This is a genomic window from Morganella morganii (genome assembly GCF_019243775.1).
Taxonomy (GTDB): domain Bacteria; phylum Pseudomonadota; class Gammaproteobacteria; order Enterobacterales; family Enterobacteriaceae; genus Morganella; species Morganella morganii.
The window spans coordinates 3266626-3292079 of the sequence record NZ_CP069157.1 but is presented as its reverse complement, the minus strand read 5'-3'; the positions used below and the strand labels follow the sequence as shown (position 1 = coordinate 3292079).

Annotated in this window: 21 protein-coding genes and 1 riboswitch; of the genes, 12 read left to right on the top strand and 9 right to left on the bottom strand. The window is 53.2% G+C overall.

Translation table 11 applies throughout. The features are described 5' to 3' along the window. The first annotated feature begins 3 nt into the window (after positions 1-3). Together carB and JL661_RS15715 are read left to right on the top strand one after the other, a co-directional pair. Positions 4-3231, top strand: a complete 3228-nt coding sequence (gene carB / locus JL661_RS15720; protein ID WP_062773175.1) for a carbamoyl-phosphate synthase large subunit — start codon at positions 4-6, stop codon at positions 3229-3231. A gap of 230 nt (positions 3232-3461) precedes the next feature. Further along, the gene (locus tag JL661_RS15715) at positions 3462-4706 is read left to right on the top strand and encodes a YadA-like family protein (RefSeq protein ID WP_218480986.1); all 1245 of its coding nucleotides are present in this window, start codon (positions 3462-3464) and stop codon (positions 4704-4706) included. Between the two features lie 295 nt (positions 4707-5001). Here the strand turns inward: JL661_RS15715 and dkgA are convergent, their stop codons facing one another. The 3 genes from dkgA to JL661_RS15700 all read right to left on the bottom strand — a co-directional run bounded on the left by dkgA (position 5002) and on the right by JL661_RS15700 (position 7848). After that, positions 5002-5826 carry a 2,5-didehydrogluconate reductase DkgA gene (gene dkgA, locus JL661_RS15710; RefSeq protein ID WP_004237141.1) on the bottom strand — a complete coding sequence of 275 codons (825 nt, stop codon included), beginning with the start codon at positions 5824-5826 and terminating at the stop codon, positions 5002-5004. Between the two features lie 28 nt (positions 5827-5854). Beyond that, the gene (yqhD, locus tag JL661_RS15705; RefSeq protein ID WP_004237142.1) at positions 5855-7012 is read right to left on the bottom strand and encodes an alcohol dehydrogenase; all 1158 of its coding nucleotides are present in this window, start codon (positions 7010-7012) and stop codon (positions 5855-5857) included. A 137-nt stretch (positions 7013-7149) separates the two neighbouring features. After that, on the bottom strand, positions 7150-7848 hold the full coding sequence (locus JL661_RS15700) for a DedA family protein (RefSeq protein ID WP_004237143.1): 699 nt from the start codon (positions 7846-7848) through the stop codon (positions 7150-7152). 377 nt (positions 7849-8225) lie between these two features. Here JL661_RS15700 and exbB point away from each other — a divergent pair, with 377 nt between their 5' ends. Beyond that, on the top strand, positions 8226-9134 hold the full coding sequence (gene exbB / locus JL661_RS15695) for a tonB-system energizer ExbB (RefSeq protein ID WP_032098749.1): 909 nt from the start codon (positions 8226-8228) through the stop codon (positions 9132-9134). A 6-nt stretch (positions 9135-9140) separates the two neighbouring features. Beyond that, positions 9141-9563 (top strand): TonB system transport protein ExbD, encoded by a 423-nt coding sequence (gene exbD, locus JL661_RS15690; RefSeq protein ID WP_004237145.1) that lies wholly within the window; start codon positions 9141-9143, stop codon positions 9561-9563. Positions 9564-9593: 30 nt separating this feature from the next. Here exbD and JL661_RS15685 read toward each other — a convergent pair whose 3' ends face one another. Together JL661_RS15685 and JL661_RS15680 are read right to left on the bottom strand one after the other, a co-directional pair. Beyond that, entirely contained in the window at positions 9594-10775 is a 1182-nt protein-coding gene (locus JL661_RS15685) for a multifunctional CCA addition/repair protein (RefSeq protein WP_062773181.1), read from the bottom strand. 31 nt (positions 10776-10806) lie between these two features. After that, on the bottom strand, positions 10807-11424 hold the full coding sequence (locus tag JL661_RS15680; RefSeq protein WP_024474998.1) for a TIGR04211 family SH3 domain-containing protein: 618 nt from the start codon (positions 11422-11424) through the stop codon (positions 10807-10809). Positions 11425-11652: 228 nt separating this feature from the next. Here JL661_RS15680 and JL661_RS15675 point away from each other — a divergent pair, with 228 nt between their 5' ends. The 3 genes from JL661_RS15675 to hldE all read left to right on the top strand — a co-directional run bounded on the left by JL661_RS15675 (position 11653) and on the right by hldE (position 17014). Continuing rightward, positions 11653-12621, top strand: coding sequence for a CYTH domain-containing protein (locus JL661_RS15675; protein ID WP_015422446.1), 969 nt, complete (start codon positions 11653-11655; stop codon positions 12619-12621). Between the two features lie 46 nt (positions 12622-12667). Further along, positions 12668-15496, top strand: coding sequence for a bifunctional [glutamate--ammonia ligase]-adenylyl-L-tyrosine phosphorylase/[glutamate--ammonia-ligase] adenylyltransferase (gene glnE, locus JL661_RS15670; protein WP_062773184.1), 2829 nt, complete (start codon positions 12668-12670; stop codon positions 15494-15496). A gap of 90 nt (positions 15497-15586) precedes the next feature. Continuing rightward, positions 15587-17014, top strand: coding sequence for a bifunctional D-glycero-beta-D-manno-heptose-7-phosphate kinase/D-glycero-beta-D-manno-heptose 1-phosphate adenylyltransferase HldE (gene hldE, locus JL661_RS15665; protein WP_004237151.1), 1428 nt, complete (start codon positions 15587-15589; stop codon positions 17012-17014). A gap of 46 nt (positions 17015-17060) precedes the next feature. On the opposite strand, the gene ubiK is transcribed toward hldE, so the two are convergent. After that, positions 17061-17321, bottom strand: coding sequence for a ubiquinone biosynthesis accessory factor UbiK (gene ubiK / locus JL661_RS15660; RefSeq protein ID WP_004242156.1), 261 nt, complete (start codon positions 17319-17321; stop codon positions 17061-17063). Between the two features lie 141 nt (positions 17322-17462). Further along, positions 17463-17608, top strand: a riboswitch (FMN riboswitch). 167 nt (positions 17609-17775) lie between these two features. Between ubiK and ribB the strand changes: the two genes are divergently transcribed. Together ribB and ygiD are read left to right on the top strand one after the other, a co-directional pair. Then, the gene (gene ribB / locus JL661_RS15655) at positions 17776-18429 is read left to right on the top strand and encodes a 3,4-dihydroxy-2-butanone-4-phosphate synthase (protein WP_004237153.1); all 654 of its coding nucleotides are present in this window, start codon (positions 17776-17778) and stop codon (positions 18427-18429) included. Positions 18430-18615: 186 nt separating this feature from the next. Next, entirely contained in the window at positions 18616-19395 is a 780-nt protein-coding gene (ygiD, locus tag JL661_RS15650) for a 4,5-DOPA-extradiol-dioxygenase (RefSeq protein ID WP_062773187.1), read from the top strand. A 75-nt stretch (positions 19396-19470) separates the two neighbouring features. Here the strand turns inward: ygiD and JL661_RS15645 are convergent, their stop codons facing one another. The 3 genes from JL661_RS15645 to tolC form a co-directional block, all read right to left on the bottom strand. After that, entirely contained in the window at positions 19471-20631 is a 1161-nt protein-coding gene (locus JL661_RS15645; protein WP_004242160.1) for a glutathionylspermidine synthase family protein, read from the bottom strand. Positions 20632-20636: 5 nt separating this feature from the next. Continuing rightward, complete coding sequence (locus JL661_RS15640; protein ID WP_004242161.1) at positions 20637-21314, bottom strand: DUF1190 family protein; 678 nt, start codon at positions 21312-21314, stop codon at positions 20637-20639. 306 nt (positions 21315-21620) lie between these two features. Further along, positions 21621-22985, bottom strand: a complete 1365-nt coding sequence (tolC, locus tag JL661_RS15635) for an outer membrane channel protein TolC (protein ID WP_004237157.1) — start codon at positions 22983-22985, stop codon at positions 21621-21623. A 219-nt stretch (positions 22986-23204) separates the two neighbouring features. Here tolC and nudF point away from each other — a divergent pair, with 219 nt between their 5' ends. The 3 genes from nudF (at position 23205) to yqiA (ending at position 25363) form a co-directional block, all read left to right on the top strand. After that, complete coding sequence (gene nudF / locus JL661_RS15630; protein WP_049245657.1) at positions 23205-23843, top strand: ADP-ribose diphosphatase; 639 nt, start codon at positions 23205-23207, stop codon at positions 23841-23843. A 108-nt stretch (positions 23844-23951) separates the two neighbouring features. Then, complete coding sequence (gene cpdA, locus JL661_RS15625; protein WP_004242163.1) at positions 23952-24785, top strand: 3',5'-cyclic-AMP phosphodiesterase; 834 nt, start codon at positions 23952-23954, stop codon at positions 24783-24785. Beyond that, on the top strand, positions 24785-25363 hold the full coding sequence (gene yqiA / locus JL661_RS15620) for an esterase YqiA (RefSeq protein ID WP_046024409.1): 579 nt from the start codon (positions 24785-24787) through the stop codon (positions 25361-25363). The genes cpdA and yqiA overlap by 1 nt, the downstream gene beginning before the upstream one ends. Positions 25364-25454: the final 91 nt, after the last annotated feature.

Sequence of the window (25454 nt, the reverse complement as noted above, 5' to 3'; positions counted from 1 at the left end):
AAAATGGCAAAACGTACAGATATCAGCAGCATCCTGATTTTAGGCGCCGGTCCGATTGTTATCGGCCAGGCCTGTGAATTTGACTACTCCGGCGCCCAGGCGTGTAAAGCCCTGCGCGAAGAGGGCTACCGCGTTATCCTCGTTAACTCGAACCCGGCAACCATTATGACCGACCCGGAAATGGCGGATGCGACTTACATCGAGCCGATTCACTGGGAAGTGGTGCGCAAAATCATCGAAAAAGAGCGCCCGGATGCCGTTCTGCCGACCATGGGCGGACAAACCGCGCTGAACTGTGCGCTGGATCTGGAACGTCACGGCGTGCTGGCAGAGTTCGGCGTCGAAATGATTGGCGCGACAGCAGATGCGATTGATAAAGCCGAAGATCGCCGCCGTTTCGATATCGCGATGAAAAAAATCGGTCTGGATACAGCGCGTTCCGGTATCGCACACACCATGGAAGAAGCGTTTGCGGTCGCCGATGATGTCGGTTTCCCGTGCATTATCCGCCCGTCATTCACCATGGGCGGCACCGGCGGCGGTATTGCGTATAACCGTGAAGAATTCGAGGAAATCTGTACCCGCGGCCTGGATCTCTCCCCGACCAACGAACTGCTGATTGATGAATCACTGATTGGCTGGAAAGAGTATGAAATGGAAGTGGTGCGGGACAAAAATGATAACTGCATCATTGTCTGCTCCATCGAAAACTTCGACGCGATGGGGATCCACACCGGTGACTCTATCACTGTTGCCCCTGCACAGACCCTGACCGACAAAGAATACCAAATCATGCGTAACGCCTCGATGGCGGTGCTGCGTGAAATCGGCGTGGAAACCGGCGGCTCCAACGTGCAGTTCTCGGTGAACCCGAAAACCGGTCGTCTGATTGTTATCGAGATGAACCCGCGTGTATCGCGCTCCTCCGCGCTGGCCTCCAAAGCGACCGGCTTCCCGATTGCCAAAATCGCGGCCAAACTGGCAGTCGGCTACACGCTGGATGAACTGTCAAACGACATCACCGGCGGCCTGACACCGGCCTCCTTTGAGCCGTCCATCGACTATGTTGTGACAAAAATCCCGCGCTTTAACTTTGAAAAATTTGCCGGCACCAATGACCGTCTGACCACACAGATGAAATCCGTCGGTGAAGTGATGGCTATCGGCCGCACTCAGCAGGAATCCCTGCAAAAAGCGCTGCGCGGCCTCGAAGTGGGCGCGACCGGTTTTGATCCGAAAGTGAACCTGGACGACCCGGATGCACTGACCCGCATCCGCCGTGAGCTGAAAGAAGCGGGCGGCGAGCGGATCTGGTATATCGCGGACGCATTCCGCGCCGGACTGTCAGTTGACGGCGTATTTAACCTGACCAACGTTGACCGCTGGTTCCTGGTACAGATTGAAGAGCTGGTGCGTCTGGAAGAGCAGGTGGCAGAAGTCGGGATTAACGGCCTGACCCCCGAATTCCTGCGTCACCTGAAACGCAAAGGTTTTGCGGATGCGCGGCTGGCAAAACTGGTCGGTGTGGCGGAAGCTGAAATCCGCAAACTGCGTGACAGCTATCAGCTGTGGCCGGTTTATAAGCGTGTGGATACCTGCGCGGCGGAATTTGCCACTGACACCGCCTATCTCTACTCCACCTATGAAGAAGAGTGTGAAGCGCAGCCGAACAACGACAAACCGAAAATTATGGTACTCGGCGGCGGGCCGAACCGTATCGGCCAGGGCATTGAGTTTGACTACTGCTGCGTACACGCGGCGATGGCGCTGCGTGAAGACGGCTACGAAACCATCATGGTCAACTGCAACCCGGAAACGGTTTCCACTGACTACGACACTTCTGACCGCCTCTATTTCGAGCCGGTGACGCTGGAAGATGTGCTGGAAATCGTGCGTGTCGAAAAACCGGCGGGTGTGATTGTTCAGTACGGCGGCCAGACTCCGCTGAAACTGGCGCGCAGCCTGGAAGCGGCCGGTGTGCCGGTTATCGGTACCAGCCCGGATGCGATTGACCGCGCGGAAGACCGCGAGCGTTTCCAGCAGGCGGTCGTCCGCCTCGGCCTGAAACAACCGGCAAACGCCACCGTCTCTAATATTGAGCAGGCGGTTGAGCGGGCAAAAGAAATTGGTTATCCGCTGGTGGTGCGTCCTTCTTATGTGCTGGGCGGTCGCGCGATGGAAATCGTCTGCGACGAAACCGACCTGCGCCGTTACTTCCAGAATGCAGTCAGTGTCTCCAATGACGCGCCGGTACTGCTTGACCGCTTCCTCGACGATGCGATTGAGGTGGATGTCGATGCTATCTGCGACGGCGAACAGGTGCTGATTGGCGGCATTATGGAGCACATCGAACAGGCGGGGGTTCACTCCGGGGATTCTGCCTGCTCGTTACCGGCTTACACGCTGAGTCAGGAAATCCAGGATGTGATGCGCGACCAGGTGAGAAAACTGGCGATGGAACTGCGTGTGCGCGGTCTGATGAACACCCAGTTTGCGGTCAAAGACAACGAAGTGTATCTGATTGAAGTTAACCCGCGTGCGGCGCGTACGGTGCCGTTTGTCTCCAAAGCCACCGGGGTGCCGCTGGCGAAAGTCGCAGCGCGCGTGATGGCCGGTCAGACACTGACGCAGCAGGGTGTGACAAAAGAAGTCATCCCGCCGTACTACTCGGTGAAAGAAGTGGTGCTGCCATTCAACAAATTCCCGGGCGTTGACCCGATTTTAGGGCCGGAAATGCGCTCTACCGGGGAAGTGATGGGCGTGGGACGCACCTTTGCGGAAGCCTTTGCCAAAGCCATGCTCGGCAGCTCTTCCTCACTGAAGAAGAAAGGCCGTGCGCTGCTCTCTGTCCGCGAAGGTGATAAAGCGCGGGTGGTGGATCTGGCGGCAAAACTGCTGAAACAGGGTTTTGAGCTGGATGCGACACACGGTACTGCGATTGTGCTGGGTGAGGCGGGTATTAACCCGCGCCTGGTGAATAAGGTGCACGAAGGTCGCCCTCACATTCAGGACAGAATTAAAAACGGCGAATACGATTACATTGTGAATACCACCGCCGGTCGTCAGGCGATTGAGGATTCCAAAGTGATCCGCCGCAGCGCCCTGCAATATAAAGTGCATTACGACACCACCATGAACGGCGGCTTTGCCACCACACTGTCTCTGAATATGGATCCGACAGAGAGAGTGATTTCAGTACAGGAAATGCACAGCCTGATTAAAGATAAATAATCACGTTTGTTAAAATAAAAAATCCGCTGCGGCGGATTTTTTATTTCTCCGGAAAAACGATTCGATTCTCTTCTGTTAAAATAATTACCTAACTATATTTTTTGGCTTTTTTTTGTGTTTATGTTTTGTTTATTCTTTCTCTGCGGTAATGCAGGTATATTTTTTCAAATCCTGTTTTATCTATATTGAGAGTTAATGAATGAAAAAAAAATTTAATTTCCCTGCTTATCATGCTGCCTTTTTCATATGCGAACGCTGATGATAACAGCAACTACTATTATGCAAGAACACTTGTTGATTTATCTGAATATAAAAAAGTTACTGAAGACGAGATTCCGGTATTAGTACCGGAAACCAGTACTAAATTATATTTTGTAGAAAATAATTATCAGCCATTGATTACATCTGAAATTAAAAATGAGTATGACCGCAGTGCGGGTATTTCAGAAGTTATTCAAACATATAATTACTTAAATGACAAAATTAATCATACACTGAACAGTGTTACGGAGATACAGAGTAATTCCCCTGTTTATAATCAGTCATTATCTCAAACTATTGATGAATTTAATAGTGACATGAAAAATATACAGGATGCTAATGAAAAACAGGATACTAAGCTGGAGAAACTGGGGGCGGCAGCCCTGTCTGCTGAAGTTAAAATCAATGAGATAAATGAGACAATATCACCGGTATTCAATGAGATATCTCAGTTAAAACAGGATGCAGACAGTATCAAAATACAGAGTGAATCTGTCATTTTATCTGTGGGTGAACTGCATACGGATATCTCAGCCGTTCAGACTGTGAATAAAGAACAGGATGATCAACTCGAAGAACTTCATTCGGAAAATAAAAACATAAGAAATAATATCAATTCTCTGATTGAACGAGCGATCCCTGCCGATAATGCAATTTATCAGTTAAAACAAGATAGTAAGAAGAATGAGCAGGAAATTAATAATCTGGAATCAGCTATCGAACTGACAGATGAAGTGAATTTTTCACAGGGTAACGAAATTCAGCAGCAGGGAAAAATGATCTCTGAACTGAAAGCCGGTTCAGACAAGCTGACAACAGATTTAAAAGATGTTCGCAAAAAGAGTAATACGACAACCAATGTGGCTAATGCTAACAGAAGAGATATTGATAAACACGCGACCAAAATTGATAAAAATACCCTCGATATCCTGAAGAACCGCCAGGATCTGCGTTCACTGGAAAATGATTTACGTGAAACCAACGAGCGCCTTGATAACGGTCTGGCGGCCAGTGCCGCACTGAACGGTCTGTTCCAGCCGTACGGTGTCGGTAAACTGAATATCACTGCGGCGATGGGCGGATACCAGTCCACTCAGGCAGTCGCAGTGGGAACCGGTTACCGGTTCAACGAGAACATCGCTGTGAAGACTGGTGTTGCATACACCGGTTCGAACGATGTGATGTACAACATGGCTTTTAACCTTGAATGGTAATGCTGTGTTATGGTGACTGAAAGGTCATGTTTCATATACTCCTCCTTTCATATTGGCGTTTGAATTTATTTTTAATAAATAGTGAATTAATTATATTGATGACAGCAAGGCTGAAATTTGGATAATTAATCCTGCTATATTTGCCATGCTTTGGGAAATACATATTGCGTTCGTGTATTTCCCCTTTTTTATTTATGAATTATTTGTTTATTGAATGGTCATTTGAAAAGCAGTTATAAAATAAATAAAAACCACCTGTATAATTTATACAGATGGCTTTTAGACAGTAACTAACTTAATTAAATTCTTTTGGATCCGGCCCTAAGCGGGTACCTGAATCGAGAGACTGAATCTGTGAGAGTTCTTCTTTCTCCAGACGGAAATCAAAGACATCAAAGTTTTCATGAATCCGCGAAGGGGTGACTGATTTCGGTATCACAATCAGCCCGCGATCCAGATGCCAGCGAATCACTATCTGTGCTGGTGTTTTCTGGTATTTCGCCGCTAATGCCTGAATGATATCAGTATCAAAAACGCCTTCGCCGCCCTGTGCCAGCGGACTCCAGGATTCAGTGTGAATGGAATGGGTCGCATTCCAGGCCTGAAGCTCGCGCTGTTGCAGCAGAGGATGCAGTTCTATCTGATTGAGTACCGGTGCCACGCCGGTTTTGTGGATAATGCGCTGCAAATGGCCGATATCAAAATTACAGACACCGATACTGCGGGTCAGTCCGGATTTCTGTAATTCAATCAACTGCTCCCAGGCGGAGACATAATGGTCTTCTGCCGGTGCGGGCCAGTGGATCAGATACAAATCCACATAATCGAGCTGTAACTTTTTCAGGCTCGCTTCCAGCGCCTTACCGGCATGTTGCTGATCGCTGTTCCACAGTTTGGTGGTGATAAACAACTCGTCTCGGGGAACGGTGGTCGCTTTCAGTCCTTCACCGACACCTTCCTCGTTCTGATAAATCGCGGCAGTATCAATCAGCCGGTAACCGGTTTCGAGTGCGGTCTGCACAGCAGAGCCGACCACGTCGTTCCCGGCTTTCCAGACACCCAGCCCCAGTTGCGGCATTAAGTGTCCGTCAGATAAGGTAACTAATGCAGGTTTGTTCATGTGGCCTCCAATCAGTGTTTATGGTGTATCAGACGGCAGCCCGGTAGATCCGTTCACTGACTTCCGGTGTGATGTCCTGGTGTTCACCCAGGGCAGTCTGGCCGTGTTCAGTAAGCTTGGCAACCAGTTTGGGAATGCCGCTGTCATCAATCTGATAATCAGAGAAACGGGTTTTTATGCCCAGCTCTTCAAAGAAAACGCGGGTTGCTTCAATGGCGCACTCAATCCGGCTCTCTTCAGAACCGTCTGTCAGATGCCAGACACGCTCAGCGTACTGTAATAATTTTTCGCGCTTGGTTTTGCGTTTTTCCCGCAGCAGTGCCGGTAACACAATCGCCAGTGTCTGCGCGTGATCCAGTCCGTACAGCGCAGTAATTTCATGGCCCAGTGCGTGGGTTGCCCAGTCCTGCGGCACACCGGCACCAATCAGCCCGCTCAGCGCCTGGGTGGCGGCCCACATCACATTGGCACGGCTGTCATAATCCTCCGGGTTTGCCAGTACTTTCGGGCCTTCCTCAATCAGTGTCAGCAGAATACCTTCTGCAAACCGGTCCTGAATTTTGGCATTCACCGGATACGTCAGATACTGCTCGAGGGTGTGAATAAAGGCATCGACCACACCGTTGGCTGTCTGGCGCGGCGGCAGGGTGTAAGTGGTCTGCGGATCAAGAATGGCACACTTCGGATGCACCAGCGGGTGACCGAATGATTGCTTATCTCCGGTTTCACGGCGGCTGACCACAGAAAAACAGTTGGTTTCAGAACCGGTGGCCGGAAGTGTCAGCACACAGGCAATCGGCAGTGCACTGCGGATATTGCGGCCTCCGGTGGTGATGATATCCCACGGATCGCCCGGATAATCCACCGCAGCGGCAATAAACTTGGTACCGTCGATAACAGACCCGCCGCCGACCGCCAGCAGATAGCTGATGTCATGCTCACGGATATACGCAATCGCTTTTACCAGCGTTTCATAGGCCGGGTTCGGTTCGATACCTGAAAATTCATGAACATCATAACCGTCCAGGGCAGCCAGTACCTGCTCGTAAACACCGTTACGCTTAATACTGCCGCCGCCGTACAGCATCAGTACTTTGGCATCTTTCGGGATTTCACTGCTGAGTTTGGCGATTTGGCCTTTGCCGAAACGAATTTTTGTCGGGGTGAAAAGAGTGAAGTTGTTCATTATTTCTCCGGGTAAGATTAGGAAAAATGAAGCGGATAACCATTAAGTGTAGTGTAAATCAGGGCAGGCGTGGTGGCGAACCGGATTGTGCTTTCCGGCACACCGGCAGCAAAAAGGCTCCCGCAGGAGCCCTTATCTTATTTCTTATGGACGCGGTGGCGTCTGCGGTTAAGCAGGGCGCGGCGTCTGCGGTAGTGTCGGATGAGCAGATACAGGGATGCCACGATACCGACAATCAGGAAAAAGACCGGGATCAGCAGCAGTGCGGTCATTACCGTTTTTTCGTGTGCTTTGACAAACGGGATCTGATTGAGCACATAACCGAAGGTGGTAATAATCGCCACCCAGAGGAATCCGCTCAGCCAGTTAAAGAACTGGAAACGGCGGTTCGGCAGCGAGGAGAGACCTGCCAGCATCGGCAGCAGAGTACGGACAAAACCGAGAAAACGACCGATCAGCAGGGCATACAGGCCGTGGCGGTTAAACAGCACTTCGGCTTTCTGATGGTAATTTTTCGGGATCTGCGTCATCCAGCGCCTGACGGTTTTGGTATCACTCAGCCAGCGCCCCTGAACAAAACCCAGCCAGCTGCCGATACCGGCGGCGGCGGTCAGAATAGCCAGTGTCGGCAGGAAATCCATCACGCCCTTCGCAATCAGTGCGCCTGACAAAATAAGCAGGGTATCCCCGGGCAGAAACGCGGTGGGCAGAATGCCGTTCTCCAGCACAATAACGGTGAAGAGGATAGCGTAAACCAGCCAGAGGACTTCGGGATTAGAGAGTGTGGCAAAATCGTGAGACCAGAGCGCACTCACAATCTCTGATAAACTAGACATTAGATTTCCTGTAAAACGAGATCCGGAACAACGGTACAGACAGTGTATCGCAAAAATTGCTCACCCGTTTGATTTGATCGGGTTTTTCTTCCGATTCACTGACGGTATAAAGGGAGGTTGGTGAATCATGTCTCTGTGGGCATTTTTTGTGCGTTTTATCTGTGGTGATCCCGGACGGATGACTGAAAACCCTTAGCATTCCGTGTGAAATTTTCCGCCGGAATCGCATTTTTTTGGTAAACGGTAATGATAATTACTATCAAATTGCTCAGGGTTTGGTATGATCAGCGGGTTTCGTTTTTTGGGTAGCGATGAATAACACGATTTATTTTTTGCTGAGAAAGAGTTCATAACAAAAGAGAGTTGAAGGCCAACTGATGCGTAATTTGACCGTTTCTGTGCTATTGGCATTATGTTTAACCGGCAGTGCATTCGCAGATAACACTGCAGCTGTCACACCAGCGACAACAACACCTGTCACCGCGCCGGCAGCAACCGCCGGTCAGCCTGCTCAGACGCCTGAACAACCGGCGGCCCCGGTATCCGCGACAGAGGTTCCTGTTCAGGAAATCAGCGCAGCACCGGCAGACGGTAACCGTGGCTTTGCGGCGGAATTGTCCGTGATTTCCATGTATCAGGGCGCGGATGTTATCGTTAAGTCGGTTATGATCGGCCTTATTATCGCCTCAGTGATTACCTGGTCCATTTTCTTTGCCAAGGGCGCGGATCTTATCGCTTCCCGCCGCCGTATCCGCCGTGAAGCGGCAGCAATCAAAGATGCCCGCTCGCTGGATGAAGCAGCTGCCATCGCCGATACATTCGGGAAAAAGAGCGTCACCCGGATGTTGGTGCTTGATGCCGTCAATGAGCGGACTGCATCAGAAAAAAGCCGTGATCTGAGCGGCATCAAAGACCGTGTGACATTCCGTCAGGAGCGTATCGTTGCCGGTGTTGCCCGTCATATGGGACGCGGTAACGGCTATCTGGCCACTATCGGGGCTATTTCACCGTTTGTCGGCCTGTTTGGTACCGTATGGGGTATCATGAACAGCTTTATCGGTATCGCTCACTCACAGACCACCAACCTCGCGGTTGTGGCCCCCGGGATTGCAGAAGCACTGCTGGCAACGGCACTGGGTCTGGTCGCGGCAATTCCTGCGGTCGTTATCTACAACATCTTTGCCCGTATGATTTCCGCTTACCGTGGTGACCTGGGTGATACCGCAGCACACACTATTTTATGGCTGGGCCGTGATCTCGACCTGGCAGACAGCAAAGCAGGGTAATATCTGATGGCAATGCGTCTTAACGAAGAGTCGGATGACAGCGGCGAATTGCATGAAATTAACGTCACACCTTTTATTGATGTGATGTTGGTTCTGCTGATCATCTTTATGGTGGCCGCACCGCTGGCGACCGTTGATATTAAAGTGAATCTGCCGGCCTCAACGGCAAAACCACAGCCGCGTCCGGAAAAACCGGTCTTCCTGACGGTGAAAGCAGATAACCAGCTGCTGGTGGGCGAGCAGGAAGTCACAAAAGAAACACTGGCTCAGATCCTGGATCAGACCACGGAATCCAATAAGGAAACCACGATCTTCTTCCAGGCAGATAAAACAGTCGATTATGAAACGCTGATGGGCATTATGGATGCTCTGCGCAAAGCGGGATATCTGAAAGTCGGGTTAGTGGGTATGGAGTCGGCGGAGAAATAATCATCCGCAGCCTGAAATGAAAAAAGCCGTTCATGATGAACGGCTTTTTTGTTGCCACACTCTGATGGCCTCAGCGCGGCGGCGGGTGAGTTCCGCTTTGATGTCCGCGCCTTTAAAACCGGCCTCAATCACCGGTTTGACGGCAACCAGCTGTGCAAGCGCGAAGGCCTCAGCCAGTAACTGCCCCTGCGGATAATCTGCTGCATCCGGTGCTATCCGGCTGCGGTAATCCGCTTCACAAAGGATAGCCAACTGAGTGATGCGCTCCGGCTTGCGCCAGGCATCCAGTGAATCAAACAGGGCAATGATATCGTCTGCGGCCAGATGGCTGATGTCATGAACAGTCCGGTAATCACGGGTGGCAAGCAGAGCCAGATCCCGTGCCGGGTTCGGCACCCGCAGGCGCTCAGACATCTTCTGAATTGCGGCGGTTCCCTCTGCGGTACTGTGACAGCTCAGGTAAAGACACAGCGCAGCAAAGCGGATATCTGTACTGTCAGTCAGAAGCACTGTCCGGCGCAGGAGTGCGGCGGACAGGATGTCATAGCCTGTCTGCCCGTCAGTGGCGCTGAACAGGGCTTCCAGCTCCGGAAACAGCACTGCCAGCGCACCGCAATCACGCAGTACCGCAAAATAGATATCCGGGCACGGGCTGTTCAGGGCTTTTTCTGTCTCTTTCCAGACCCGCTCCGCCGTCAGATGGGCAAGCTCTCCCTGCTGCGTGATAGCAGACATCAGCGCCAGGGTTTCCGGTGCAATAACAAATCCCTGCGGGGCGAAACGGGCAGCAAAGCGTGCCACGCGCAGCACGCGCAGCGGATCTTCCGTAAACGCCGCAGAAACATGGCGGAGCACCCGGTTTTTCAGGTCATCCGCCCCGTGATACGGGTCATGCAGTGTGCCATCAACTGATTGGGCAATGGCATTGATGGTCAGATCCCGGCGCTGTAAATCATCTTCCAGCGTGACATCCGGCGCACTGTAACAGGCAAACCCGGTATATCCGGCCCCGGTTTTCCGCTCTGTCCGGGCCAGCGCATACTCCTCCCGGGTATCCGGATGGAGAAATACCGGGAAATCACGCCCGACCTGCTGATAGCCGCGCGCCAGCATCATTTCCGGGGTGGCACCGACAACCACCCAGTCTCTGTCCGAGACAGGCAGACCCAGCAGGGCATCGCGGACTGCGCCGCCGACCAGATAAATATCCACGCTTTTCTCCGTACTGCGGTTACTGTGAGGCTCAGTTCATCCAGCGATCTTTTTTCTTGCGGCGCGGGATCATATGCGGGAGCAGCAGACCCAGCAGCAGACCGGCACCGGCTACACCGCCGCCGTACATAAACCATTGCAGGATAATATCGCGTTGTTTGTCATCCAGCTGCACACTGATGGCATCCAGTTTTTTCTTTGCGACCACAACCTGATTACGCAGGCTGTCATTCTCTTTTTTCAGGTTATTGATGATATCATCACTGGCGGCCACACGGTTTTGCATGTCCGCCGTTTTGTCGTTCCAGGTGCCGTCGATATTGGCGAGTTTGCCGCGCAGGGTTTTAATTTCTTCTTCCATGGCCGGTACGCGTTCTTTCAGGCTCGGCGTGGTGCTCAGCAGCTCTTTCGGTAACCAGACATCACGGTTTTTGCTGTCACGGACACGGACAAAACCGCTCTCATTATTCACATCAAGAACGGTGACTTTTTCTCCGGAATTGAGTGAACCGGCAATGCGATAGCGGTTGCTCGGGCCGCTGTGAACATAGGTGGAGAGGTCATCAGAGACATAACGGATTTCTTCAGCATGGGCGGTAATGCTGACGGTTGCTGCAAACAGCAAAGGGAGTAAGGCGAGTTTTTTCATCGTCATAAGCTTTATCAATCGTTGGTTATGAATAGCATACTAATGAGTTAAGTGTGCGGGTGCAAACGTTAAACAGCCATGAGATTACTCTTAACAACGGAATAAATGACGGGATAAAGTGGATAAACAGCGAAAAATCCGGCTGTTTATAACAAATTAGTGTCATCTTTATCACGAATGCAGGGTCAGACTGACGATAAATAACGGTATAAGATTACGGGAATGTCTATGAGCGATTACGAAACAGAACTGAAATTTGCGGTAAAACCGGAAGCCATCACGGCGGTGATCGCCGCGCTGACCGCCTTTCCTCATCAGCATTTCCGTGCTGTCCGCCTGACCAACAGCTATTTTGAAACAGCTGACGACACACTGCGGCAGTGGGATATGGGGTTGCGGATCCGGGGATGTGATACCGAATATGAAATGACCCTGAAAACGGCCGGAAATGATATCGGCGGTTTACATCAGCGTCCTGAATATAATATTCCGCTCTCCCGCCCGGAACTGGATTTAGCGGCACTGCCTGCTGATGTCTGGCCGCCGGAAACGGATGTCGCGGCGCTGCAATCATCACTGCAGGCTCGTTTTACCACGGATTTCGCCCGTGAAAAGTGGCTGCTGACAGTCAATCACAGTGTGGTGGAAGCGGTGCTGGATCAGGGCAGTGTGGTTGCCGGTGAGGCAGAATGTCCGATTTGCGAATTTGAGATGGAACTGAAAGAAGGTACAGCCGCTGATTTGCTGACAGCTGCCAAAGCTCTGGCGGAATTGCCGGGGCTGCGCCTTGCCGGGCGCAGCAAAGCGGCACGCGGCTACTGGCTGGCACAGGGCGCACCGGTACCGAAACTGCCTGAACTGTTCACAGCGTGGGATCCGCAGACCCCGCTGACCGATGTGGTTGTCCGTCTGATCAAACAGTGGCAGAGCCTGGAAGAAGCCTGGCTGCTGGATGCGGACGGTGCATTACCGGCATTGCAGCAAACCCTTTCTCTGCTGCTGACACTGGCAGACCACTATCCCGGCGCGGTGCCTGATTTCGTCCGTGACTGTCCGCTGCCGGAGGTGGCATCGTCACTGGCGGAAGCGGATGCAAAATCTGCGGATGTCTGTTTCAGTCCGGTATGGTTGCAGTGTAAACTGGCTTTCACGCAATGGGTTTTCGCACTGTGGATGGCGGCGCCTGCCATGCCGTAACCGGGTGTTGAGCTGTTATGTGAATCTGATAACAAAAGGAACATTGATGCTGCCGCTGACCCCGATACTCCGGCAAGCTGCTGAGCGGGTAACCGCCCGGCTTGATACCGGACTGGTGCCTTACTCTGAACAGGAAGCGCTGATTTTTGCCGGCAGTGATTTTGTGGCAGAGCAGTGTATCCGCCACCCGGACTGGCTCTCCGCCCTCCGCAATACACCACCGCAGCCGGATGAATGGCAGGATTATGCCGCCCGCCTGACGGAGATGATGGCGGATGCCGCACAGGAAGAGGATGTGATGCGGGTGCTGCGCCTGTTCCGTTATCAGATGCTGATGCGCATTGCCGTCATGCAGATCCTGCGCCGGAGCACGACAGAAGAGACGCTGCGTCAGCTCAGTGAACTGGCGGAAGTGCTGATTATCGCCGCCCGTGACTGGCTTTATCAGCGCTGTTGTGCGGACTGGGGCACACCCTGCTCGGCAGACGGCAGCGCAATGCCGCTTCTGATCCTCGGGATGGGGAAACTGGGCGGCGGCGAGCTGAATTTCTCCTCCGATATCGATCTTATTTTTGCTTATCCGGAAAACGGTGTCACACAAGGTGGCCGCCGCGAGCTGGAAAACGCGCAGTTCTTTACCCGCCTGGGACAAAAAATTATCAGAATGCTGGATCACGCCACGGCGGACGGTTTCGTCTACCGCGTGGATATGCGCCTGCGGCCGTTCGGCGACAGCGGGCCGCTGGTGTTCAGCTTCTCCGCCCTGGAAGATTATTATCAGGAGCAGGGACGCGACTGGGAGCGTTATGCGATGGTCAAAGCGCGTATCCTCGGTCGTGATGATTCTGCTTACAGTGAGACGCTGCGCCGGATGCTGCGTCCGTTTGTTTACCGCCGCTATATCGATTTCAGTGTGATCCAGTCTCTGCGCAATATGAAAGGTATGATTGGCCGCGAAGTCCGGCGGCGCGGGCTGACCAACAATATTAAACTCGGTGCCGGGGGCATCCGGGAAGTGGAATTTATCACTCAGGTCTTTCAGCTGATCCGCGGCGGACGTGAGCCGGGATTACAGACACAATCCCTGCATGCGGCACTGGCGGAAATTGCCCGTCTGGGGCTGCTCGGTGAGGAGCAGGTCGCGCAGTTGCTGGATGCTTACGCGTATCTGCGGCGGCTGGAAAATCTGCTGCAGGCCATTAATGACAGCCAGACACAGACGCTGCCGGATTCACCGCTGGATCAGGCGCGGCTGGCGCAGGGGATGGATGCCGCCTTGTGGGTGGATCTGGAAACGGTGCTGAACAGTAAAATGGTGGCAGTGCACCAGATTTTTACCGATCTTATCGGTGAGGATGATGAGGAAAGTGAGGATGAAACCGCCTTACAGCCGTTTATCTCGCTGTGGGAGAGTGAGCCGGAACTGACTGATATCACGTCACTGTTTTCCCTGAATGAAGATGATGCCGCACAGTTTCTTACCGGCTTACAGGGGTTCCGGCAGGATCTCGGCAAACGGACCATCGGGCCGCGCGGACGGGATGTGCTGGACCACCTGCTGCCCAAACTGCTGGCGAAACTGGTATCACAACCGGATGCACAGCGGGTGTTGCAGCGCCTGACACCGCTGCTGCTCAGCATTGTCAGCCGGACCACCTATCTGGAGCTGCTGCTGGAATCCGATGTGGTACTGACCCATGTGGTGCGGTTGTGTGCGGCATCCCCGATGATTGCCGTGCAACTGGCACGCCATCCGCTGCTGCTTGATGAGCTGCTGGATCCGGCCTCACTCTACCAGCCGCTGCCACTGAATGCGTACCGCGATGAGCTGCGTCAGTATCTGATGCGGGTTCCGGAAGACGATGAGGAGCAGCAGCTTGAGGCACTGCGTCAGTTTAAGCAGGCGCAGTTGTTGCGGATCGCGGCGGAAGATATCACCGGCGTGCTGCCGGTAATGAAAGTGAGTGATCACCTTACCTGGCTGGCAGAAGCGATGATCGGTGCTGTGGTGCAGCAGGCGTGGGGGCAGATGGTCAGACGTTATGGTGAACCTGCACATCTGACCCGCGACGGGGACAAAGGCTTTGCGGTGATCGGCTACGGCAAGCTGGGCGGCTGGGAGCTGGGCTACAGTTCTGATCTCGACCTGGTGTTTTTGCTGGATTGCCCGGAAGGCACACAAACCACCGGCCCGCGTGAAATCGACGCGCGGCAGTTCTATCTGCGGCTGGCGCAGCGCATTATGCATCTGTTCAGCACCCGCACATCATCCGGCGTGCTGTATGAGGTGGATGCCCGTCTGCGGCCATCCGGGGAAGCCGGGATGCTGGTCAGCACGCTGGAGGCATTTGCGGATTACCAGCAGAACAGCGCCTGGACCTGGGAGCATCAGGCGCTGATCCGTGCCCGTCAGGTGTACGGAGATGAGGCGATTGCTGCCCGTTTTGACAGCATCCGCCGCGATATTCTGTGCCGTCAGCGTGATAACGCACAGTTGAAACTGGATGTCCGTGAGATGCGCGAAAAAATGTATCAGCATCTCGGCAGCCGTGATGACAGCGTGTTTAACATCAAAACTGATCCGGGCGGGATCACGGACATTGAATTTATCGCTCAGTATCTGGTACTGCGTTTTGCACCGGAGAATAAAGCGCTGATCCGCTGGTCTGATAATGTCCGGATTTTTGAGCTGATGGCTAATTATGATGTGATGCCGGAAGAGGAGTCACTGCGGCTGACTGCGGCCTATATTATGATGCGCGACAGGCTGCATCATCTTTCTTTGCAGGATAAATCCGGCGTGGTGCCGCTGACGGAATTTGCCGCTGAGCGCGAATTTGTCCGCGCCCGCTGGCAGCACTGGCTCGGGGAATAAGCACCGGTTGCCGCACGCGGATTTTCTGTCCGGCGGCCAGTTTGTGATATTATCAGCAATAATTTCGTTATTCATAAGGTGGAGCAGGGAATGAAAGTAACACTCCCGGATTTTCAGAATGCCGCAGTTTTAGTCGTCGGTGATGTGATGTTAGACCGTTACTGGCACGGGCCGACCAGCCGGATCTCCCCGGAAGCCCCGGTACCGGTGGTGAAAGTCACTGAAATTGAAGAGCGTCCCGGCGGTGCGGCAAACGTGGCCATGAATATCGCGTCTCTGGGGGCAAATTCCCGCCTCGTGGGGCTGACCGGTATTGATGACGCCGCCCGTGCACTGACCGAGCGCCTGAATGATGTGAAAGTCCGCTGTGATTTTGTCGGCCTGCCGACACACCCGACGATCACCAAGCTGCGCGTGTTATCCCGCAGCCAGCAGCTGATCCGCCTGGATTTTGAAGAAGGTTTTTCGGATGTAGATCCGCAGCCGATGCTTGAGCGTATCGCACAGGCGCTGCCGCACATCGGCGCGCTGGTGCTGTCTGATTACGCCAAAGGCGCACTGGCGCATGTGGAAGAGATGATCGCGCTGGCCCGCAAATCCGGTGTACCGATTCTGATCGACCCGAAAGGCACCGATTTTGCCCGTTATCGCGGCGCAACCTTACTGACGCCGAATATGTCAGAGTTTGAGGCTGTGGCCGGGAAATGCACCGATAATGCGGATATCGAAGAAAAAGGCCTGAAAGTTATCCGTGATTTCGATTTGCAGGCACTGCTGGTGACCCGCTCCGAGCAGGGCATGAGCCTGCTGCGTCCGGGACAGCCTGCCCTGCATCTGCCGACACAGGCGCAGGAAGTGTTTGATGTGACCGGTGCCGGGGACACGGTAATCGGTGTGCTGGCAACCTCGCTGGCCGCCGGGAAAACCCTGGACGAATCCTGTGCGCTGGCCAATGCCGCTGCAGGTGTGGTGGTCGGTAAGCTGGGGACATCCACCGTATCGCCGGTTGAACTGGAAAATGCCGTACGCGGCCGCAGCGATAACGGCTTTGGTGTGATGACCGAAGCAGAGCTGCATCAGGCGGTGGCGGATGCCCGTCAGCGCGGCGAGAAAGTGGTGATGACCAACGGCTGTTTCGACATTCTGCACGCCGGACACGTCTCTTATCTTGCCAACGCCCGCAAACTGGGTGACCGCCTGATTGTGGCGGTAAACAGTGATGCTTCCACCAAACGTCTGAAAGGCGAAAGCCGTCCGGTCAACCCGCTGGATCAGCGGATGATTGTACTCGGTGCGCTGGGTGCCGTGGACTGGGTGGTGCCGTTTGAGGAAGATACGCCGCAGCGTCTGATCGCTTCTGTTCTGCCGGATGTGCTGGTTAAGGGCGGGGATTACCGTCCGGAAGAGATCGCCGGCAGTGAGGAAGTGTGGGCCGCAGGCGGGGAAGTGAAAGTCCTCAATTTTGAGGATGGCATTTCCACCACCAATATCATCAATACGATCAATAAATCAAAGTAACCGGCTGATTATGCAGGAGATACGCACGGCGTATCTCCTGTTGTCATTACTCGCCGCCTTTTTCCGCCAGGCGCGCTTCCAGCTCTGCCAGACGTTTTTCCATCTGCGACAGTTTTTCGCGGGTGCGCAGCAGCACCTGAGTCTGCACATCAAACTCTTCGCGGTTGACTAAATCCAGCTTGCCGAGCTGTGACTGTAAAATGGCACGCATCTTTTTATCGATATCCGCTCCGATCTCCCGCACACCTTTCGGCAGCGCGCTTTGCAGCTGTGTGGCAATCTGTTCAATTTTTTTCGGGTCAATCATGATTTTTCCTTTCTGAGCCGGAGGATCGTTATGCCGCAAATAGTAACCTGTTACGGGATTCTGAACCAGTCTGAGTTCTCATTTTGAGCCCCCGGTAAAAATAACCACTGGCCGGGCTCACTCGTTGGGGGTATAGTAACTCTGCTATCTCAGGGCGGGGTGAAAGTCCCCACCGGCGGTAAACATTCCATTGCGAATGAAGCCCGCGAGCGCTTCACTACGGTGAAGGTCAGCAGATCCGGTGTAATTCCGGGGCCGACGGTTATAGTCCGGATGGGAGAGAGTCAGCATCAGCCGGGCAATATCCGCCCGTCCGATCGCATATCATCAATTATCTGCACAGGTAAAAACCTGTTGCGGCATGGTTTTATGACATGGCGTTATGATATGTATGCAACTCCTAAGATGCCCTGGTTCTGGTAATCATTTTTAATTACGATGAGGTTTATTTACCATGAATCAGACGCTGTTATCAGATTACGGCAATCCGATTGAACGTGCAGAACGTGCCATTGAAGCTATCCGTCAGGGACGGGGGGTAATGGTACTCGATGATGAAAACCGCGAAAACGAAGGCGACATGGTGTTCGCCGCCGAAACCATCACCGTTGAGCAGATGGCACTGACCATCCGTCACGGCAGCGGTATCGTGTGCCTGTGCCTGACTGACGAACGCCGTCAGCAGCTTGAGCTGCCGATGATGGTGGAGAACAACTCCAGCCAGTTCAAAACCGGCTTTACCGTCACGATTGAAGCCGCTCACGGTGTGACCACCGGGGTATCTGCGGCTGACCGCGTCACCACCATCCGCGCTGCGGTGGCTGATGGCGCTGTTCCGGCGGATCTGAACCGTCCCGGCCACGTATTCCCGCTGCGCGCGCAGAATGGTGGTGTGTTAACCCGCCGCGGTCATACCGAAGCCTCTGTTGACCTGGCGACACTCGCCGGTCTGAAGCCGTACGGTGTGCTGTGTGAACTGACCAACGATGACGGCTCAATGGCCCGTGCACCGGAAGTGATTGTGTTTGCAAAAGCCCATGATATGCCGGTTGTGACTATTGATGACCTGGTGCAGTACCGTGAGCAGTTAATGGCGAAAGCGGGCTGACATCACTGACAGGGTCAGTAACTGAACAAGACTGAAATCCTGAGAATGCCGCTGCTGACACAGCGGCATTTTTGTATCCGCACTCCTGTCATATTTTTTGAATAACTTCATCATGATTACCCTGCGTGATAAATCCCGGAATGGCATACACTGATCTCAGTGAACAATTTTTGTGTGAGGTCAGCAATGAAACGATTACCGGTTCTGTTTGCGGGTCACGGCAGCCCGATGAATGTCCTGGAAACCAACCGTTATACCGAAACCTGGCGGCAGCTGGGAGAACAGATGCCACGCCCGTCCGCCATTCTGGTGATTTCCGCGCACTGGTATACACAGGGGGCGTGGCTGACATCTGCCGCACACCCGCGCACTATCCATGATTTTCGCGGTTTTCCGCCTGCGCTGCATGAAACGGAATATCCGGCTCCCGGATCATCTGCGCTGGTGGCGCGGGTAAAAGATCTGCTCAGTGATGATAATATCGGGGAAGATCACGGCGAGTGGGGGTTAGATCACGGCAGCTGGGGGATCTTAGTGAAAATGTATCCGGATGCGGATATCCCGGTGGTGCAGCTCAGCCTCGACGGCAGCAAACCGGCGCAATGGCATTATGATACCGGCCGTAAACTGGCGGCACTGCGCGATGAAGGTGTGCTGGTGCTCGGCAGTGGTAATGTGGTGCATAATCTGCGAGAAATGGACTGGCAGAATGCACAGGCCGAACCGTATCCGTGGGCAGTGAGCTTTAATAATTTCGTGCGTGATAACCTGGAGAGCGACGCCCGGCCGCATCCGCTGGTGAATGCACTTGAGCGCGAAGACGGCAAACGGTCGAATCCGTCGCCGGAACACTATCTGCCGCTGCTCTATATTCTCGGTATGCGGCAGGGCAGCGAGCCGGTCACCGTACCGGTGGATGGTATTGAATCCGGCTCACTGAGTATGCTGACAGTCAAAGTCGGCTGACGATTTCTTTTGTCATAAAAAATCCCCGGGACATCTGATGTCCCGGGGATTTTTGTATCAGCCAGAGACTATTCGTCAGTCAATAATGACATGCGGATAGAAACGGGAGAGATCCTGGGTGATAAGCTCTTTATCTTCACGGATGCAGATCCCGGCAGATTCATCATTTACCAGCCAACTGCCTACGAGGGTATAGCTGTCGCCGAATTTCGGCAGGGAATGGAACTGCTGGACAATCATGCCTTCTTCGCCGTAAGGGCCGTCCGCTGCGGCGATTTCTTTGCCGTTTTCGATAATACGGATATTGGCACCTTCGCGGGAGAACAGCGGCTTGATGACGTAGCTCTCCATTTCCGGATACGGTTTATCCGCAAAATAGGCAGGCAGCAGGTTCGGGTGATCCGGGAACATTTCCCACAGCATTGGCAGCAGGGCTTTGTTGGAGATAATGCTCTTCCAGGCCGGTTCCAGCCAGCGAACACCGGCGTCTGTCAGCTTGGTGGAGAAAATCTCCCGCATCATAAATTCCCACGGATAGAGTTTAAACATGTTGCTGATAATCTGATCCTGAAGATCAGTAAACTCACCGCGATCGCCCAGCCCGATATCTTCGATAAACAGAAAATCAGTGGTGACACCGGCTTCCTGTGCACAATCCTGCAAATACTGGATAGTACCGCGATCTTCCACGGAATCCTGACAGCAGGCCATGTGCAGATAACGGAACCCGTACTCTTCCGCCAGCACCCCGAAACGCTCAATCAGCTTTTCCTGGATGCCGTTGAACTGATCGGCATTTTCCGGCAGGTTACCGGCGGCAATCTGGTCTTCCAGCCAGATCCACTGGAAGAAAGCGGATTCATACAGCGATGTCGGTGTATCCGCATTATTTTCCAGTAACTTCGGCGGATTCACGCCGTCATAGGCCAGATCCAGGCGTGAATAAAGCGACGGCTGGCGGGTTGCCCATGACTCACGCACGAAATCCCAGCAGTGTTTCGGGATTTGAAAACGGGCCATCAGCTCGTCACTTTGTGTGACTTTATCCACCACCTGAAGACACATCTGATGCAGTTCGCTGGTCACTTCCTCGATTTCATCGATTTGTGCCATAGAAAACTGATAACAGGCATCTTCTGACCAGTACGGCTCGCCGTACATAGTATGAAAATGGAAGCCGAATTCCTCGGCTTTCCCGCGCCAGTCAGGGCGCTCGCTAATCGCTACGCGTTTCATGTAAATCAGCCGCCCATTGAACGGGAAGATGAATTGCTGCTGCCGGATGAGCGCTGCATGGTGTTCTGTTTCGCCACGCTGTCACCGAAGCCACCGCGTGTTGTGGTGGTTGTGGTGGCCGGTTTTGGTGCCATGGCGGTTTTCGGTACTGTCATGCTGCGTCCGCCGGTGGCAGAACCGTAGTTTTTACCGGTGGCATCAACAAACTTGCCGTTAGCCGGGCTTGCCGGGTTACGGGAAGTGAACAGCGGCTGAGAAGCAGCGGCACCGCCGCCCATCATACGGCCCATCATATAACCGGCCATCAGCGGCATCCAGAAGCTGCCGGATGCCTGGGCAGGTTGCTGCTGCTGGCTGTTATTCGCCAGCTCTGTTGGTGCCTGAGTACACTGGGCTTCACCGAATTCCGCCACGCAGTCTTCGCGGGTGGCATATTTCGGTGCGGTTTTTGCTGCTTCTTCCAGTGCGTTGTTATAGGCAGTGGTACATTCACCGGCCTGTGACGGGTTCGCGGCGGAGCACTGCTCTGCGGTGGTGTAGAGCGCAACGGTTTCATCGGCTTCATCGCAGGCGGTTAACATCAGAACAGCGCCGACAGCAGCCGCAACAGGTGCCAGGCGGTACTGACGCCAGGTTTTGCGGAAAGCGTCGCGGTTAATATTCTTGGTGCGTTTCATTGTCATCGTCGTTATATCCGGAAACGGTTTTATGGGAGGTAATTACTGTCTAGGATAGGGGAAAACTGTGTGAAATTAAAGCAATAATCTGCTTTTTGCATCTGATGTGAATTAAATCAGATTAACAGAAAAAAAAGATACCGGTATCGCGGTATTTTTACGGGGGGGAATACGCCCGGCCGGTGTAATTATATTGCGGCCTCCGGTATATAACCTGATATTTCACTGCCCGGCAGAAGTATTATCCGCAAAAACAGCAAAAGTATAAAAAAACCCGCCGGAAGGCGGGTTCTTATCATACAAACATCAGGATCAGCGGGTGGTCGGTGCCACGGAAGCCGGTGATGTGGAAATAGTTTTACCCAGCACCTGGTTGAGGCGCAGGATATCGTCTTCATTCAGCGTACCGCGTGCCTGACCGATATAAAGCTGGTTAATCAGATAGTCATAACGGGCGTTGGACAGACTTTTCTTCGCTTCATACAGGGTAGTGGTGGCGTTCAGCACATCCACAATCGTACGCGTACCCACCTGATAACCGGCTTCGGTTGCATCGAGTGAGCTTTCCGCAGAGGTCACAACCTGTTTGTAGGCGTTCACGCTGCTGATTGAGGCGTTGATATTGTTGTAAGAAGAGCGGGTGGTCTGAACAACCTGACGCAGTGTCGCTTCCAGTTTTTCGCTGGCAGCGGTATAGCCGTACTGAGCCTGATCAACCTGTGATGACACGGCACCACCGGTGTACAGCGGGATACTGACGTTCACGCCGATGGTGCTCTGACCGGCGTAGCTGTTATTTGGGCGGCCGTTAGGGTAGCCGTTGCCGCTGTAATCGGTGTTGGTTACGCCTGTGCCGGCACTCAGGTTTACAGTCGGATAGTGACCGGATTCCGCCAGGCTGATTTGCTCTTTCGCCAGATTACGGCTCAGTGTGGCACCCAGCAGGTTCAGGTTACGTTCCTGTGCTTCTTTCAGCAGGGCTTCGATGGCATCCGGGGCATTGGTTTTAAAGCGGTTCACATCCAGGGAGGCTAATTCGCTGTAATAAATACCGCTCACCTGACGCAGTGCTTCAATGGCGTTTTCGACATCATTACGGCCGGCGACTTCCTGAGCCAGAACACTGTCGTAGTTAGCGCGGGCGTTTTGTACGTCAGTAATGGCTACCAGACCCACATTGAAACGCTGAGTGGTCTGATCCAGCTGGCGGTAGACGGCTTCTTTCTGTGCCTGTACGAAAGACAGGGTATCCAGCGCGCGCAGAACATTAAAGTAAGCAACGGCGGTATCCACAATCAGCTGCTGTTGGGCACTCTGGAATGTGATATCGCTGATCCCGGCAGTTTGTTCCTGCAGGTTCAGCTGACGCCATTTGCTCATGTCAAAAATTGTCTGAGTCAGTTTCAGCTGTGCATTCAGTGCATTATTGCTCTGGTTACTGTTATCACGGTAACCGGTGTTATAGTCATAACCCCCGCTTAAACCTAACTGCGGCAGTAACGGACTGCGGGCTTCGTTAATTTTTTCGAAAGCCTGGTTACGTTCAGCCTGAGTCTGACGGAGGGTCGGGTTGGTCTCTTTCGCTTTTTGATAAACCTGCAGGAGGTCTTCAGCCTGGGTGACAGAGCTGAAACCTGCCACACTCACAGCAATGAGAAGAGAAAGCAGTTTCTTCATTAGGATTCCTTTTTGCACAGCGCTAATCTGTCAGTTGCCTCACGGGAAGCACCAAATGGCTCTAATTCTAGCAGAGTCCGCTCGCTAATAAAGGTAGCCGTTTGTGCCTTCTGCGTTAAATTAGCTTAACTTTACCTCAACGGGATGAAAATTTCTTTATCTCAGCAGAGGAAAAAGGCCATTATCACTGATAATTGATGTATTGGCGGAGAAAATAGTATGAAACACACATCAGGATTACCTTTTGAGTTCAGCAGCGATGACGTGGAGATAATCAGTAAGAAAACCCTGTTTTCAGGATTCTTTAAGATTAATGAATACCGTTTCCGTCACCGGTTATTTGAGGGCGGCTGGAGCCCGGAAATCCGCCGCGAGGTCTTCGAACGGGGCAATGCCGGAGTGATTTTGCCGTATGACCCGGTTCGTGATGAAATTGTGCTGATTGAACAGATTCGTCTGCCGGCCATCGAAAGCAGTCAGACGCCCTGGCTGCTGGAAGCCGTGGCCGGGATGATCGATAAAAGCGGGGAATCCGCTGAAGATGTGGTACGGCGTGAAGCGGAAGAGGAAGCGGGGCTGAAAATCGGCCGCTGTACCTTTGCACTGAGTTATCTTTCAAGCCCGGGCGGGACGTCCGAGCGGATGTATGTGTATATCGGCGAGGCAGATACCACAGCGGCGGGCGGGGTTCACGGGCTGGCGCAGGAGAATGAGGACATCCGTGTTCATGTGGTCAGCCGGGAACAGGCGTATGAATGGGTTGAAAAAGGTGTGATCGATAACGCAGCAACTGTCATTGCAATTCAGTGGCTTACACTGCACTATGAACGTATACGCACAACGTGGCGGGATAAATAATCCGGATTTTTTTATACGCATCCGGGGAATTGTGTGCGGGATTGCAGATCTTCTCCGCCGAAACACGTTATCATTATATGTTAGTTGTTAAAATAACAAGGACATCGATTGGAAACCCCGTTGCACTTGCCCGTGGCTGACGGCGCTGCGGTCAGAATTTTACAGATTACTGATACGCATCTTTTTGCCGGCGAAACCGACACGCTGCTGGGCATTAATACCCTGCACAGTTACCATGCCGTGCTGGATGCTATCGTAAAACAGCAGTTACCGGCCGACCTGATTGTTGCCACCGGTGATCTGGTTCAGGATCAGAGCACCCGGGCTTATCAGCGGTTTACGGACGGTATTGCCCGTTTACCGGCGCCGTGTGTCTGGCTGCCGGGGAATCATGATTACCAGCCGTCCATGGCGCAGGAGCTGGCCGCCGCCGGTATCTCTCCCTCCAAGCAGGTGCTGCTCGGGGATCAGTGGCAGATCCTGCTGCTCGACAGTCAGGTTCAGAGTGTGCCGCACGGCGAACTGAGTGATGATCAGCTTATCTGGCTGGATAACTGCCTGGCGCAGCAGCCTGACCGCCATACTGTTGTTATGCTGCATCACCATCCGCTGGCATCCGGCTGTACCTGGCTCGATCAGCACAGTCTGCGCAACTCGCATATGCTGGCTGAGGTTCTGACCCGCTATCAGAATATTGAAGGTATTTTGTGCGGGCATATTCATCAGGATCTGGATGTGATGTGGAACGGTATCCGCATGCTGGCCACGCCGTCGACCTGTGTCCAGTTCAAACCGCACTGCACCAATTTTACGCTGGATACCGCCGCTCCGGGCTGGCGTTATCTGGAGCTGACCACCGGTGATAATCCGTCGCTGACCACACAGCTGTTCCGGCTGGATACGGATGAATTCAGCCCCGACCTGGGTTCGGACGGTTACTGATGGCGACGCTCCTTTATCTGCACGGCTTCAACAGTTCCCCGTTGTCAGAGAAAGGGACGATGCTGAAAGCGTGGCTGGCTGAGCACCATCCGGCGATCCGGATGTTACAGCCGCAGCTCCCCTGTTATCCGGATGAAGCTGCACTGTTTCTGGAAGATCTGATGAACTCGCTGGCCGGTGAGACCACCGGAATTGTCGGGTCATCGCTGGGCGGGTATTTTGCCCTCTGGCTGTCACAGGCGTTTGATGTCCCCGCTGTGGTGGTCAATCCGGCAGTATATCCGTTTGATCTGCTTCAGGATTATCTCGGGGAAAATCAAAACCCCTACACCGGCGAGCGTTACACACTCGAACCGCATCATATGCAGGATTTACGGGCGATTTTTGCCGATCCTGTCGAATCACCGGATTTGATCTGGTTATTGCAGCAGACCGGCGATGAAGTGCTGGATTACCGCCAGGCGGTCACCCATCTGGTGGCATGCAAACAGACGATTGAACCCGGCGGAAACCATGCCTTTACCGGATTTCAGCGCTATTTTCCGCAGATAATTGAGTTCCTCGGCCTCGGCCATTAATGAAAAATCGTATTTAAATTTATCAGGGACTGGTATTATCGCCAGTATCATTCACGTATTTTGTTTATTTTTTAGCGAAAAACCGATAATC

Coding starts and splice junctions, on each gene's coding strand:
- ribB (WP_004237153.1), top strand. CDS start 17,776: ATGAATCAGACGCTGTTATCAGATTACGGCAATCCGATTGAACGTGCA.
- yqhD (WP_004237142.1), bottom strand. CDS start 7,012: ATGAACAACTTCACTCTTTTCACCCCGACAAAAATTCGTTTCGGCAAA.
- JL661_RS15700 (WP_004237143.1), bottom strand. CDS start 7,848: ATGTCTAGTTTATCAGAGATTGTGAGTGCGCTCTGGTCTCACGATTTT.
- JL661_RS15645 (WP_004242160.1), bottom strand. CDS start 20,631: ATGAAACGCGTAGCGATTAGCGAGCGCCCTGACTGGCGCGGGAAAGCC.
- exbD (WP_004237145.1), top strand. CDS start 9,141: ATGGCAATGCGTCTTAACGAAGAGTCGGATGACAGCGGCGAATTGCAT.
- carB (WP_062773175.1), top strand. CDS start 4: ATGGCAAAACGTACAGATATCAGCAGCATCCTGATTTTAGGCGCCGGT.
- hldE (WP_004237151.1), top strand. CDS start 15,587: ATGAAAGTAACACTCCCGGATTTTCAGAATGCCGCAGTTTTAGTCGTC.
- tolC (WP_004237157.1), bottom strand. CDS start 22,985: ATGAAGAAACTGCTTTCTCTTCTCATTGCTGTGAGTGTGGCAGGTTTC.
- glnE (WP_062773184.1), top strand. CDS start 12,668: ATGCTGCCGCTGACCCCGATACTCCGGCAAGCTGCTGAGCGGGTAACC.
- exbB (WP_032098749.1), top strand. CDS start 8,226: ATGCGTAATTTGACCGTTTCTGTGCTATTGGCATTATGTTTAACCGGC.
- dkgA (WP_004237141.1), bottom strand. CDS start 5,826: ATGAACAAACCTGCATTAGTTACCTTATCTGACGGACACTTAATGCCG.
- JL661_RS15680 (WP_024474998.1), bottom strand. CDS start 11,424: ATGAAAAAACTCGCCTTACTCCCTTTGCTGTTTGCAGCAACCGTCAGC.
- ubiK (WP_004242156.1), bottom strand. CDS start 17,321: ATGATTGACCCGAAAAAAATTGAACAGATTGCCACACAGCTGCAAAGC.
- nudF (WP_049245657.1), top strand. CDS start 23,205: ATGAAACACACATCAGGATTACCTTTTGAGTTCAGCAGCGATGACGTG.
- yqiA (WP_046024409.1), top strand. CDS start 24,785: ATGGCGACGCTCCTTTATCTGCACGGCTTCAACAGTTCCCCGTTGTCA.
- JL661_RS15715 (WP_218480986.1), top strand. CDS start 3,462: ATGCTGCCTTTTTCATATGCGAACGCTGATGATAACAGCAACTACTAT.
- JL661_RS15675 (WP_015422446.1), top strand. CDS start 11,653: ATGAGCGATTACGAAACAGAACTGAAATTTGCGGTAAAACCGGAAGCC.
- JL661_RS15640 (WP_004242161.1), bottom strand. CDS start 21,314: ATGACAATGAAACGCACCAAGAATATTAACCGCGACGCTTTCCGCAAA.
- ygiD (WP_062773187.1), top strand. CDS start 18,616: ATGAAACGATTACCGGTTCTGTTTGCGGGTCACGGCAGCCCGATGAAT.